Raw genomic sequence first — 12,458 nt, forward strand, 5'->3', positions numbered from 1 at the left:
GCCAAGCTCAGGCTTCGAGCCAGCACTTCGCCAGCGCGTAACCGTTCATCAGCTCCTGATGTGGATCGTCGACCCAGCCGTCGACCTTGGCGCCGGTAGCGTCGATGAACTGGTTGAACATCGGCAAGATCAGGCCACCTTCGTCGCGGACCAGGACAGCCATGTCATGGTACATCTGCTTGCGCTTGGTCTCGTCTAGCTCGGCGCGCGCGGCCAGCACCATTTTGTCGAAGTCCGGGCGCTTGAAACGCGTGTCGTTCCAGTCGGCGGTCGACAGATAAGCGGTGGAGTACATCTGGTCCTGGGTCGAGCGGCCACCCCAGTAGGAAGCGCAGAAGGGCTGCTTGTTCCAGACCTCGTTCCAATAGCCGTCACCGGGCTCACGCTTGAGCTCGATCTTGATGCCGGCCTTGGCAGCGCTCTGCTGGAAGAGCTGGGAAGCGTCGACGGCGCCCGGGAAAGCGACGTCCGAAGTCCGCAGCAGCACGGCGCCGTCATGGCCCGACTTCTTGAAGTGGAACTTGGCCTTGTCGGGATCGTACTTGCGCTGCTCGATATCAGTGAACAGCGGGTAGGAAGCGTTGATCGGGAAATCGTTGCCGATCGAACCGTAGCCACGCAGGATCTTGTCGAGCATTTCTTCGCGGTCGATGGCCAGCTTCAGGGCCATGCGCAGATCGTTGTTGTCGAAGGGGGCGGTGTTGCAATGCGCGATGAAGACATAGTGGCCAGGACCCGCATGGTTGCGGATGGTCACGCCAGGCAGGCGCTTGATCAGGTCGACGATCTTCGGCTCGACGCGGTTGATCATGTTGACCTGGCCGCCTTGCAGGGCGGCGGTGCGCGCCGTCGCATCGTTGATGACGATGATCTCGATCTGGTCGGCATGGCCCATCTTGTCGCCCTGCCAATAATTGGCGAAACGCTCGCCGCCATGGCGCACGCCGGGCTCATTGGTCGTGACCTTGTAAGGACCGGCCGAGATGCCTGCGTCGGCCTTATCCTTGCCGCCATTCGGTTGGACGATCAGGTGATAGTCGCTGAGCAAATAGGGCAGATCGGCATTGGCTTCCTTCAGGGTCAGCACGACTTCCTTGCCGCTGGCCTTGATGGTCTCGATGCCCTTCATGTAGCCGAGCGCGCCGGATTTCGACTTCTCGTCGGAATGGCGCTCAAGTGTGGCGGCCACGTCCTCGGCGGTCACCGTCTTGCCGTTGTGGAATTCGACGCCGTCGCGGATCTTCAGCGTCCATACCTTGGCGTCGTCCGACGAGCCGATCTCCTCGGCGATGCGGTTCTCGAGCTTGCCTTCCGGCGAAAGCTCGACGATCAATTCGCCCCACATCTTGCCGAAGGCGAACGGCACCTGAGTCATGAACAGTGCCGGATCAAGGCTGTTGGTGGACTCGCCGCCGACAAGTCCGGCCTTCAGAGTGCCGCCTTTGACCGGACCTGCCGCGCGTGCCGCGCTTGAAAGCAGCGAGTTGGCGAAGGGCGCGGAGATACCGAGCGCCGCCGCCCGGCCGAGAAAATCACGACGGCTCAGTTTGCCCGACGCGACACGCCGGCTAAGAAATTCCAGTTCGTTCGACATTTTGAGTTCCTCACTCTGTTGGTTCGACTCTGCGGTCGTTTTACTTGTTTCTTGTGAGGAGAATAATGACCGCAAGGGAAAGCGGTAAGCAAGACCGAATGCGACATGCCGTGGCGTAAATCGTACGTCGCAATTGGACCAATGAACTCGGTGCTCAAAGAAGCGCGCGCGGCACCTTCTCCTTGAAATTACGCTCGAAGACGAGCGTTTCGTCCTCATAGGCCTCGATTCTGGCGCTGACGATGAAGTTTTGCGCGTCCGATCGCATTTCGGCTGTCGTTTCGGTGCGTACCGACCATCCGTTTCGCGACAGGGTCTGCGTCCAGTGCGTCTTCCCCGAGGCCGACAGCGGGTCGTCGGGATGGATCGTCCAGGTCTCGCGGGCGATGCTGCCATTGGCGAGGCCATGAGCGAGATCGCGCACCTCGCCGAAATCATCAACGATGGAAAGCGTCACGATTCCCGTCTTTTCGTCACGATCGATATGGCGCTCGGAATTGCTGGCGCGGATCGTCTCCGTTGCCCAGGGAGTGGCACCTTCCGGCTCGGCGAACGCCGCTTCATCGTCTGTCGCCAACGGCCGCAGCGGCAAGCGGAGCGTCGCCGCCGATAAGGTCAGCCGGACCGGCTCCGGCGACGGCCAGATGGCAGGCCAATAGGCGTTCGAAACGGCAACACGCAGGTGGTGGCCGGGCGGAACGCGATAGCCGCATTGATCGAGCACGACGCGTACTGAGATGGTTTCGCCCGGCACCAGGGCTTCCGGGAACTCGTGCGAGTTGCGATGCGTCAGGTTGAGCACGCCGTAGGAAATCAGCTCCGACGCGCCATCGGGATGCACGTCACAGAGTCGGATCGCGATGTTGGCCTGCGGACGGTCGGAGGACAGCCGCAATTCGACTTCCGCGGTGCCGACGATGTCGATGGCCTGACTGAGTTCCGTCTGGTCGAAACACACCGACAGCGCATCGTCGGGGCGCTGATCGCCTGGCAGTTCGGGGCCGAAGGTGAAGGGAAAATACTCGCCGCCAGCCAAGCCGCAGCTTTGCGGCGAGGCAACGATGGCGGGTTTTTCCGTTGCGGGGATCAGATCGACCGCCTGCGTCTTGATGGTTGGCGAGGGCCATTGCTGCTCGGCAATCCAGCGGCCGGGACGCTCGGGGTGCCAGCGCGCCGGACGCACGCTGTCCATGACATAGGCGCGGTAGGCCGGGTCGGACTCGACACCGGTTTCGACACTCTTGAGCCAGCGGTCCCACCAGCGCAAGGCCTCTTGCAGGAAGCCGATGGCGGGTTTTGGTCCTGCGTAATGCGGGTATTTATGGATCCATGGCCCGATAATGCCCTTGACCGGGGCTTCGATGTTGCTGGCCAGATGCGAGACGGTGTTGCGGTAGCCGTCATGCCAGCCGCCGATCGACAGAACCGCGGCTTTGACGGCGGAAAAATCCTCACAGATCGAGCCGCGCTTCCAGTAGGCATCACGGTGCTGGTGCTTCAGCCACAGCGGCGCCAGGAAGGATTGGTTCTCCAGCCGGGTCAGCCACAGATCGCGCCATCTGTTGTCGCCGGCCAGCAGCGGGTCCGGCGGCCGCGATGAGTAGGACAGCATGGTCGAGGCCCAGCCGAAGTTCTCGATCAGCAGGCAGCCGCCCTTGTAGTGAATGTCGTCGGCGTAGCGGTCGACGGTCGAGCACAAGCTGATCACCGCTTTGAGCGCCGGCGGCTGCTTGGCCGCCACCTGCAGGCAGTTGAAGCCGCCCCAGGAAATGCCCATCATGCCGACATTGCCGTTGCACCAGGGCTGGCTTGCCGCCCAGGCGATGATGTCGCAGGCGTCCTGCAATTCCTGCTCGGAATATTCGTCGTCCATCAGCCCTTCGGAATCGCCATTGCCGCGCATATCGACCCGGATCGAGGCGTAGCCGTGGCCGGCGAAATAGGGATGCGTCAGCTGATCGCGAAAGATGGTGCCGTCGCGCTTGCGGTAGGGCAGATGCTCCAGGATCGCCGGCACTGGATCGTCGCCGGCATCCTCCGGCATCCAGACCCGCGCCGACAGCCGGCAGCCATCCGGCATGACGATGCCCATATCCGGGAACTCGACGACCTTGCGGGGAAATTCGGTGACTGTTTTCATGGCCCGCATAACGCCCCGCGGCGCGACGACTTTCAATCACCATTCGCGACTGGAGCAGCGAAAAATGCGACCTGTGCCGCTACCGCAATTCATCCAGCAGTTCGGGATGTTTTTCCAGCAGCGTCATCAATTGAATGGTCGGGCCACTCGGCTCGATCAGGCCCCTTTCATACTTGTCGAAAGCATTCTCGCCGACCTTGAACAGGGATCCTGCCTCGCGCTGCGACAGATTGAGCTTTGTGCGCATGCGGCGGATGGTTGCCGGGGCCGGCACGCCATCGATCCTCTCCTTGAGGGCGCGTAGTGCGGCATCGACGGCAGCCATGTCGCCTCCGATATGCACACCCTCGTCACCGGATGCTGGATAGTAACCCGGAAGGTCGACAATTATGCTCTCGCCCTTGTACGCCACTGTGAATGGACGCACGTCACGCGTGAGCGTTTCCCCGGTTTCGGGGGAAATCATGGTCCGATTTTCTTCTCTTGTCGCCATGGTCATTTCTCCTTGAACGACATGACCGTGAACTCGGTCACGACATCCGCTTGGAATTTCACGTAGAGGATCAGGTCGCGCACGGGCACGTGATAGGCATCCTGCCAGACCCGGTGATCCGCAAAGGTCGTCATGGATTTCACGAACATTTTCCTCGTCATGCCGCCGATTACCTCGACGACGCCGGCACGGTCGAAGCCAAGGCCTGTGGCATCCAGCAGAGCGGACGTCGTGATCGCCAGCGTATCGACAGACCCGAACGTCGTCTTGATGGCATCAAGATCGTAGGTGGGCCTTCGTTTCTCCATGACGCAATATGCCACCATAAAGGTGGCAATTCAAGGGTGCCCCCCGGTAGGCCGAGAGCCCTAATTCAGCGGGATGTCGTTATCGTCCTTGTTCGCCTGATAGACGCCGGACAGATCATCGTAGCGCGCCGAAATCGCGCCGATGCGTATTTCCAGCCGTTGCCGCTCTACCTCGGGCAACGCTCGCACCAGCCTGCGGATAGAAAAGCTCTTCCAGTAGGCATTCTCGGCATTGTAGCCGCCGGGGTCGAGGGTGAAGACCTCTTTCAGGATCTTCAGATCGTGCGGGATGGCAAAACTGTCGCGCGAATCCTCGTGGCTGAACAGATAGTAGAAATTGTCGAAGCCAGTCCAGGTGATCGCCGACAGGCAGAGCGAGCAGGGCTCATGCGTGGCGAGGAAAATGGCGTCTCTTGTATCGACGCGCTCCGCCTTCGGCATTTCGTAGAAACGTTTCAGGCAGTGCACCTCGCCATGCCAGAGCGGGTTTTCCCTCTCGTTGTTGGTCTCGGCCAGCACCAGCGAACGGTCGTCCTTGCGCAGGATCGCCGCGCCGAACAGCTTGTTGCCATGGACAACACCGTCGGCCGTCTTCGGCACGATGTCGTGTTCGATCACGTCGAGCAGGCGGTCGATCAAAGAAATGTCGGTCATTTCAGGCTCTCCTGCTGCATGTCGCCCAAAAGTGCCCCGGTTTTGGGGTAACGACATGCACAAAAATTAAGGGAGATGGATCTCGTAAGCATGCGAGAAATGGAATTCTTCGAGATTGGAGCCGTCGCCGCCCCGGTCGACGATCAGGAAGTCCTGAGGCTCGCCGAGCGGCGTCAGCACGCCATGCCAGAGATTGCGGGAATAGTTGATACCTTGTCCGGGTGCGGTGGTGAAGGCATGCGGCTCGCCCGGCCCCTCATCGCCATCATGGCAGACGACGACCAGGAATGGGCGCGGCGACAGCGGGATGAAGGCCTGGCTGCCGAAGGGGTGGCGCTCGACCATGCTCAGCTTCAGCGGCAGTTCGTAAGGCGTGCCGCGCACCATCGAGATCAGCACGCGGGCATTCGGTCCGATCGCCTCGGCGGTCGCCAGATCGTGATAGCGTTCCGCGCGGCCGCCATTGATCGGGTAGTGGTTGTCGCCGCCCATATCGATGACGTCGCCGAACGGAGCAAAGCTCTCGCGGGTCAGTGGCCGCGCAATGATCCGCGTCACGGCGTCCGCCCGGGGACACCGGCGCCGCCGAGCTTGGCGTGCCGGTTCACGTCCTTGTAGAGCAGATAGCGGAATTTTCCCGGGCCGCCCGCGTAGCAGGCCTGCGGACAGAAGGCGCGCAGCCACATATAGTCGCCGGCCTCGACCTCGACCCAGTCCTGGTTGAGGCGATAGACCGCTTTGCCCTCCAGCACATAGAGCCCATGCTCCATGACATGGGTCTCGGCGAAGGGAATGACCGCGCCGGGTTCCAGCGTGACAATGGTCATGTGCATGTCGTGGCGCAAATCGGCCGGATCGACGAACCGCGTCGTCGCCCAGCGGCCTTCGGTGCCGGGCATAGGGGTTGGCGCGATCTCCTGCTCGTTGGTGAAGAAGGCTTCCGGCACATCGAGACCGTCAACCACCTCGTAAGCCTTGCGAATCCAGTGGAAGCGCACGTCGGCCTTGCTTTCGTTGCGAACCGTCCAGCCGCTGGCCGGCGGCAGGAAGGCAAAGCCGCCGGGCCGCAAGACATGCTTCTTGCCGGCAAGCAGAACCGTCAACTCGCCCTCGACCACGAACAGGGCGCCCTCGGCGCCGGCATCGGGTTCCGGCCGCTCGCTGCCGCCGCTCGGCGCGACCTCGACAATGTATTGCGAGAACGTCTCGGCAAAACCGGATAGCGGTCGCGACAAGATCCAGGCGCGGGTCTTGTCCCAGAACGGCAACGCACTGGTCACGATGTCCTGCATCACACCCCGGGGAATGACGGCATAGGCCTCGGTGAAGACGGCGCGGCCGGTCAGAAGCTCGCTCTGGCCGGGGTGGCCGCCATGTGGTGCGTAATAGGTTCGCTCGGGCATCCTGATCGTATCCATGGGTTCAAACCTATTGCGGAAGCATGTCTTTGAGGCGGAGCAGCGCGATGCGCTCGACCTGTTTGCAGGCGGTTTCGAATTCGACGCCGCGGCTGTTGCCGATGCGCGCCTCGAATTCCGCCAGAATCTCTTGCCTCGTCTTGCCCTTCACCGCGATGATGAAGGGGAAACCGAAAGTGGTGACGTAGGCGGCGTTGAGCTTGGAAAACAGTTCGCGCTCCTTGTCGGTCAGCGCGTCGAGGCCGGCCGAAGCCTGTTCCCTGGTCGATTCCGCCGTCAGCCGTTTGGCCTTGGCAAGTTTGCCGGCAAGGTCGGGATGAGCGTTGAGCACGGAAAGCCGCTCGGTTTCGCTGGCGGACCGGAAGACACGGCAAAGCGCATTGTGCAGGCCGCCTGAAGTGTCATGCGCCGGGCCCAGTTCCAGTTCGTAGGCGCGTTCGGCGATCCAGGGCGAATGCTCGAACACGCCGCCGAAAGTGTGGACGAAGGTCTCGAATTCCATCTTCGAGGGGCGGAGTGCCGCCGGTTGATAAGGATTGACCTCTTGCCAGTGGCGGGCGATGTCGATGCGCCGCGCCAGCCAGACCCTGTCGTGCGACTTCACATAGTCGACGAAGCGCTTCAGCGCCGCCACCCGGCCCGGCCGCCCGACGAGGCGGCAGTGCAGGCCGATGTTCATCATGCGTGGCCGGCCTGCCTTGCCCTCGGCATAGAGCGTGTCGAAGCTGTCCTTCAAATAGGCAAAGAACTGGTCGCCGGAGTTGAAGCCCTGCGGCGTTGCGAACCGCATGTCGTTGGCGTCGAGCGTATAGGGAATGATGAGCTGCGCGCCGCCATCATGCTCGAACCAGTAGGGCAGCTCGTCGTCATAGGTGTCCGACACATAGTCGAAACCGCCTTCTTCCGCCACAATCCGCACTGTGTTGATCGATGTGCGACCCGTATACCAGCCGGTCGGGCGCGCGCCGGTCACTTCGTAGTGCAGCTTGATCGCCGCCTCGAGGTCGCGGCGCTCATCCTCGGCGCTGTGGTCGCGGTAGTCGATCCATCTCAACCCGTGCGAGGCGATCTCCCAGCCGGCTTCCTGCATGGCCGTGACTTGATCCGGCGAACGGGCGAGCGCGGTGGCGACGCCATAGCAGGTGATCGGCACCTCGGCCTCGCTGAACAGCCGCAGCAACCGCCAGAAACCGGCGCGGGCACCGTATTCGTAGATGGATTCCATGTTCCAGTGGCGCTGGCCCACCCAGGGTGCCGCGCCGACGATTTCCGACAGGAAGGCTTCGGACGCCTTGTCGCCATGCAGCACGCAGTTCTCGCCGCCTTCCTCGTAGTTGACGACGAACTGCACGGCGACATGCGCGCCGCCAGGCCATTTCGGGTCCGGCGGATTGACTCCGTAGCCGCGCATGTCTCTGCTGTAACGCATCGTCCCTCCCGCCGGGCATGGCCCGAAGTATGATCAGAATATCGAAAGGGTGCTTCTCGCATTCCCCCGAAAATTTTTGAAAGTGTTTTTGTCGCACTCCGCTCGACCGGGACTTATGCATCGCCTTTAATTGGCGCACAATTCACTGTTGATACTTGATCGTACCGGGCCAATTCGCTCGTACCGGAAATGGGAGGCGGCCAATGGCAGAAACGTCGAATGCCGATGGCGGGCGTCTGACGACCCATGTCCTCGACACGGCGACAGGCAAGCCGGCGGCGGGATTGTCGATCGCGCTTTATCACCTCGAGGGCAAGGCGCGGACACATTTGAAGACCGTTGTCACCAATGCCGACGGCCGTTGTGACAAGCCGCTGCTCGCCGGCGCGGAGTTCCGCCCCGGAGAATACGAACTGGTCTTCGCCGCAGGCGACTATTTGCGCCAGCAGGGGTCGAGCCTGCCGAACCCCGCCTTTCTCGATGTGATACCGATCCGCTTCGGCATGGCCGAACCGCTGCACTACCATGTGCCGCTGCTCGTCTCGCCCTATGGCTATTCGACCTACAGGGGGAGCTGAGGCATGGCCAAAATTAGCATCCGCAATGAAATCCGCTTCATCCTCAACGGCAGGGACGTCGCGCTTTCGTCGGTGGCACCCGACGCGACCCTGCTCGACTGGCTGCGGCTCGACCGGTCGCTGCGCGGCACCAAGGAAGGCTGCGCCGAGGGCGATTGCGGCGCCTGCACCGTGTTGGTCGGCAAGCTCTCGGCCGGCGGGCTGGTCTATGAAAGCGTCAATGCCTGCATCCGTTTCCTCGGCTCGTTGGACGCCACCCATGTCGTGACCGTCGAGCATCTGCGCGGCGTATCAGGCCAACTGCATCCGGTGCAGCAGGCGATGGTCGATTTCCACGGCTCGCAATGCGGCTTCTGCACACCGGGCTTCGTCATGTCGCTCTATGGCATGTGGATGAAGTCGTCGAATCCGTCGAACGCGGATATCGAAAAGGCCTTGCAAGGCAATCTCTGCCGCTGCACCGGCTACGAGGCGATCATGCGCGCTGCGCATGCCATCTCCAGCTACGGCAAGGCGGTAAAGGATCCGCTGGCCACGGAGCGCAAGGCGATCACCGCGAGGCTCGAGGCCATGCATGACGGCGCCCGGATTGAGATCGGTTCGGCCAAGACGCGGCTGGTCGTGCCGGCCGATGTCGATGATTTCGCCGCCGTGCTGGACAAGGAACCCGGCGCCACCATCGTTGCCGGCTCGACCGATGTCGGCCTCTGGGTGACCAAGCACATGCGCGATATTTCGCCGGCCATTTTCATCGGCAATCTCGACGGACTTTGCACCATCTCGGAAGACAACGGCATCATTTCGATCGGCGCGGGCGTCACCTACACTGATGCCTTCGCGATATTGGCGAAGCGTATCCCGGCGCTGGGGCCGTTGTTCGATCGCATCGGCGGCGAACAGGTGCGCAACATGGGGACCATCGGCGGCAATATCGCCAACGGCTCGCCGATCGGCGACACGCCGCCGCCCTTGATCGCTCTTGGCGCAAGTCTCACCCTGCGCAAGGGCAAGAAGCGGCGCTCGATTCCACTGGAAACCTTCTTCATTGCCTATGGCAAACAGGACCGGCAGCCGGGCGAATTCGTCGAGGCCGTGCACGTTCCGGTTCCGGTCAAGGGCACGAAATTCGCCGTCCACAAAATCACCAAGCGCCGCGATGAGGACATCACCGCGGCCCTCGGCGCCTTCTTCCTGACGCTGGCCAGCGATGGCACGGTCGCGGAGGTGCGCATTGCCTATGGCGGCATGGCGGCGACGCCGAAGCGGGCGTCTTCTGTCGAAAAAGCGCTGCTCGGCAAGCCATGGACGGAGACCACGGTTGACGCGGCGATGGTCGAATATGCCAAGGATTTCACCCCGCTCACCGACATGCGGGCCTCGGCCGAGTATCGTGCGCTCGCGGCGCGCAATCTCTTGCTGCGCTTCTTCGCCGAGACCAGCGGTACCAGGGAGCCGATCCAGGTTTCGAGGCACGAGGCGGCATGATGAACAAGCACGCTCCCCCCAATCTGAAGGCTGAAAAGATCGCCGGCGGCGTTGCCACCGATCAACGCCATGACTCCGCCCACAAGCATGTCAGCGGCACGGCCGTCTATATCGACGACATGCCGGAACCGGCCGGCACGCTGCATGGCTGCCTCGGGCTTTCTGCCGCCACGCATGCCACGATTACCAGCATGGATCTCTCGGCGGTGCGTACAGCGCCCGGTGTTGTCGACGTGCTGACGGCCAAGGATGTGCCGGGCGAGAACGACATTTCGCCGACAGGCCGCCACGACGAGCCGGTGCTGGCCGACGGCAAGGTGCAATTCTATGGCCAGCCAATCTTTTGCGTCATTGCGCAGACGCGCGAGCAGGCGCGTCGCGCCACCAGATTGGCCAAGGTCGAATACAAGGAATTGCCCTTCGTCACCGACATTGGCGCGCTCGATCCGAAGAAGGACAAGGTCGTCACGCCGCCACTGACGCTGAAGCGCGGCGATGCCGCTACAGCGATCCGTCAGGCGCCGCGCCGGCTAAAGGGAAAAATGCGCATCGGCGGCCAGGAACACTTCTATCTCGAAGGCCATATCGCCATGGCCATTCCGGGCGAGGATCAGGACGTCACCATCTATTCCTCGACCCAGCATCCGAGCGAAGTCCAGCACATGGTGAGCCATGCACTCGGCGTGCCGAGCAATGCCATCACGGTGGAGATCCGCCGGATGGGCGGCGGCTTCGGCGGCAAGGAGACGCAAGGCAACCAGTTTGCCGCATTGGCGGCGATCGCCGCGAAGAAACACCATCGCGCCGTGAAGATCCGGCCCGACCGCGACGACGACATGATCGCCACCGGCAAGCGTCACGATTTCCTCGTCGACTACGAAGTCGGCTTCGATGACGAGGGCAACATCCTCGGCGTCGATTTCATGTTCGCGGCGCGCTGCGGTTTTTCGTCGGACCTTTCCGGCCCGGTGACCGATCGCGCACTGTTCCACTGCGACAACACCTATTTCTGGCCGGCGGTGCATGCGCAATCGGCGCCGCTCTACACCAACACCGTGTCGAACACCGCCTTTCGTGGTTTCGGCGGCCCGCAAGGCATGGTCGGCGCCGAGCGCGTCATCGACGAGGTGGCCTTCGCCGTCGGCAAGGATCCACTCGAAATCCGCAAGAAGAATTTTTATGGTACGTCAGACCGCAACATCACGCCCTACCACCAGACGGTCGAGGATAACATCATCCAGCGCATCGTCGCCGAGCTCGAGCAAAGCGCCAGCTATGCGCGGCGCCGGCGTGAGATATCGGCCTTCAACGCCAACAGCCGTTTCATCAAGCGCGGCCTGGCGCTGACGCCGGTCAAGTTCGGCATCTCGTTCACCGCCACGCATTATAACCAGGCCGGCGCGCTGGTGCATGTCTATACCGACGGTTCGGTGCATCTGAACCATGGCGGCACCGAGATGGGGCAGGGCCTCTACGTCAAGGTTGCGCAAGTGGTGGCGGAAGAGTTCCAGATCGACCTCGACCAGGTCAAGATCACCGCGACCACGACCGGCAAGGTGCCGAACACTTCGGCCACGGCAGCGTCGTCCGGCTCCGATCTCAACGGCATGGCGGCGCAAAATGGCGCTCGCCAGATCAAGGACCGGCTGATCGATTTCGCCGCTGAAAAATATCAGGTGCCGCGCGATCAGGTGCTGTTCCTGCCCAACCGGGTGCGCATCGGCAACCAGGAAATCGCCTTCGCCGACCTCATCAAGCAGGCCTATATGGCTCGCATCCAGCTGTCGGCGGCGGGTTTCTACAAGACGCCGAAAATCCACTGGAACCGCGACAAGGGCGAGGGCCGCCCCTTCTATTATTTCGCCTATGGCGCGTCGTGCTCGGAGGTCTCGGTCGACACGCTGACCGGCGAATACATGGTCGAGCGCACCGATATTCTGCATGACTGCGGCCGATCTCTGAATAGCGCCATCGACATCGGCCAGATCGAGGGCGGCTTCATCCAAGGCATGGGCTGGCTGACGACGGAAGAACTGTGGTGGGACGCCAAGGGCCGGCTGCGCACGCACGCGCCATCGACCTACAAGATCCCGCTCGCCTCCGACCGGCCGAAGATATTCAACATCACCTTGGCCGACTGGCCGGAAGCGAGCGAGCCGACCATCCACCGCTCCAAGGCAGTCGGCGAGCCGCCGTTCCCGCTCGGCATGTCGGTGCTGCACGCCCTGTCGGATGCAGTGGCCAGCGTCGCCGACCACAAGATCTGTCCGCGCCTCGATGCTCCTGCAACGCCGGAGCGGGTGCTGATGGCGATCGAGAGGCTGAAGAAAGAGACGAAGGCCGGCGCCTGAATCTGGCA

At 62.3% G+C, this 12,458-nt stretch carries 11 protein-coding genes; 3 read left to right on the top strand and 8 right to left on the bottom strand.

The genetic code is table 11. From position 1 onward, the window contains the following. Positions 1–7 precede the first annotated feature (7 nt). The 8 genes from NKH95_RS28025 to puuE all read right to left on the bottom strand — a co-directional run bounded on the left by NKH95_RS28025 (position 8) and on the right by puuE (position 8,036). Entirely contained in the window at positions 8–1,594 is a 1,587-nt protein-coding gene (locus NKH95_RS28025; RefSeq protein WP_023813638.1) for an ABC transporter substrate-binding protein, read from the bottom strand. A gap of 154 nt (positions 1,595–1,748) precedes the next feature. Continuing rightward, the gene (locus NKH95_RS28030; RefSeq protein ID WP_352753120.1) at positions 1,749–3,734 is read right to left on the bottom strand and encodes a CocE/NonD family hydrolase; all 1,986 of its coding nucleotides are present in this window, start codon (positions 3,732–3,734) and stop codon (positions 1,749–1,751) included. A gap of 79 nt (positions 3,735–3,813) precedes the next feature. Next, a complete protein-coding gene (locus NKH95_RS28035) occupies positions 3,814–4,233 on the bottom strand; it encodes a type II toxin-antitoxin system MqsA family antitoxin (RefSeq protein WP_050592750.1) in 420 nt (139 codons plus the stop codon). After that, the gene (locus NKH95_RS28040; protein WP_352753122.1) at positions 4,230–4,535 is read right to left on the bottom strand and encodes a type II toxin-antitoxin system MqsR family toxin; all 306 of its coding nucleotides are present in this window, start codon (positions 4,533–4,535) and stop codon (positions 4,230–4,232) included. The genes NKH95_RS28035 and NKH95_RS28040 overlap by 4 nt, the downstream gene beginning before the upstream one ends. A 60-nt stretch (positions 4,536–4,595) precedes the next feature. Next, the gene (locus tag NKH95_RS28045) at positions 4,596–5,189 is read right to left on the bottom strand and encodes a nucleoside deaminase (RefSeq protein WP_128302769.1); all 594 of its coding nucleotides are present in this window, start codon (positions 5,187–5,189) and stop codon (positions 4,596–4,598) included. A 66-nt stretch (positions 5,190–5,255) separates the two neighbouring features. Beyond that, a complete protein-coding gene (locus NKH95_RS28050; protein ID WP_128302770.1) occupies positions 5,256–5,747 on the bottom strand; it encodes an ureidoglycolate lyase in 492 nt (163 codons plus the stop codon). Beyond that, positions 5,744–6,607 carry a bifunctional allantoicase/(S)-ureidoglycine aminohydrolase gene (locus tag NKH95_RS28055; protein WP_128302771.1) on the bottom strand — a complete coding sequence of 288 codons (864 nt, stop codon included), beginning with the start codon at positions 6,605–6,607 and terminating at the stop codon, positions 5,744–5,746. Before NKH95_RS28055 ends, NKH95_RS28050 begins: the two co-directional genes overlap by 4 nt. Positions 6,608–6,617: 10 nt before the next feature. Next, entirely contained in the window at positions 6,618–8,036 is a 1,419-nt protein-coding gene (gene puuE, locus NKH95_RS28060) for an allantoinase PuuE (protein ID WP_023813631.1), read from the bottom strand. Between the two features lie 203 nt (positions 8,037–8,239). Between puuE and uraH the strand changes: the two genes are divergently transcribed. From uraH to xdhB, 3 genes are read left to right on the top strand one after another with little or no spacing between them, the layout of a single operon-like run. Beyond that, positions 8,240–8,614 (top strand): hydroxyisourate hydrolase, encoded by a 375-nt coding sequence (gene uraH, locus NKH95_RS28065; protein ID WP_023813630.1) that lies wholly within the window; start codon positions 8,240–8,242, stop codon positions 8,612–8,614. Between the two features lie 3 nt (positions 8,615–8,617). Then, entirely contained in the window at positions 8,618–10,099 is a 1,482-nt protein-coding gene (gene xdhA / locus NKH95_RS28070) for a xanthine dehydrogenase small subunit (RefSeq protein ID WP_352893916.1), read from the top strand. Beyond that, positions 10,099–12,450, top strand: coding sequence for a xanthine dehydrogenase molybdopterin binding subunit (gene xdhB, locus NKH95_RS28075; protein WP_023813628.1), 2,352 nt, complete (start codon positions 10,099–10,101; stop codon positions 12,448–12,450). The genes xdhA and xdhB overlap by 1 nt, the downstream gene beginning before the upstream one ends. Positions 12,451–12,458 lie beyond the last annotated feature (8 nt).

The sequence above is a fragment of the Mesorhizobium sp. M0848 genome (assembly GCF_040319805.1).
Classification (GTDB): domain Bacteria; phylum Pseudomonadota; class Alphaproteobacteria; order Rhizobiales; family Rhizobiaceae; genus Mesorhizobium.

Coding starts and splice junctions, on each gene's coding strand:
- NKH95_RS28025 (WP_023813638.1), bottom strand. CDS start 1,594: ATGTCGAACGAACTGGAATTTCTTAGCCGGCGTGTCGCGTCGGGCAAA.
- NKH95_RS28055 (WP_128302771.1), bottom strand. CDS start 6,607: ATGGATACGATCAGGATGCCCGAGCGAACCTATTACGCACCACATGGC.
- xdhA (WP_352893916.1), top strand. CDS start 8,618: ATGGCCAAAATTAGCATCCGCAATGAAATCCGCTTCATCCTCAACGGC.
- xdhB (WP_023813628.1), top strand. CDS start 10,099: ATGAACAAGCACGCTCCCCCCAATCTGAAGGCTGAAAAGATCGCCGGC.
- uraH (WP_023813630.1), top strand. CDS start 8,240: ATGGCAGAAACGTCGAATGCCGATGGCGGGCGTCTGACGACCCATGTC.
- NKH95_RS28040 (WP_352753122.1), bottom strand. CDS start 4,535: ATGGAGAAACGAAGGCCCACCTACGATCTTGATGCCATCAAGACGACG.
- puuE (WP_023813631.1), bottom strand. CDS start 8,036: ATGCGTTACAGCAGAGACATGCGCGGCTACGGAGTCAATCCGCCGGAC.
- NKH95_RS28035 (WP_050592750.1), bottom strand. CDS start 4,233: ATGACCATGGCGACAAGAGAAGAAAATCGGACCATGATTTCCCCCGAA.
- NKH95_RS28030 (WP_352753120.1), bottom strand. CDS start 3,734: ATGAAAACAGTCACCGAATTTCCCCGCAAGGTCGTCGAGTTCCCGGAT.
- NKH95_RS28045 (WP_128302769.1), bottom strand. CDS start 5,189: ATGACCGACATTTCTTTGATCGACCGCCTGCTCGACGTGATCGAACAC.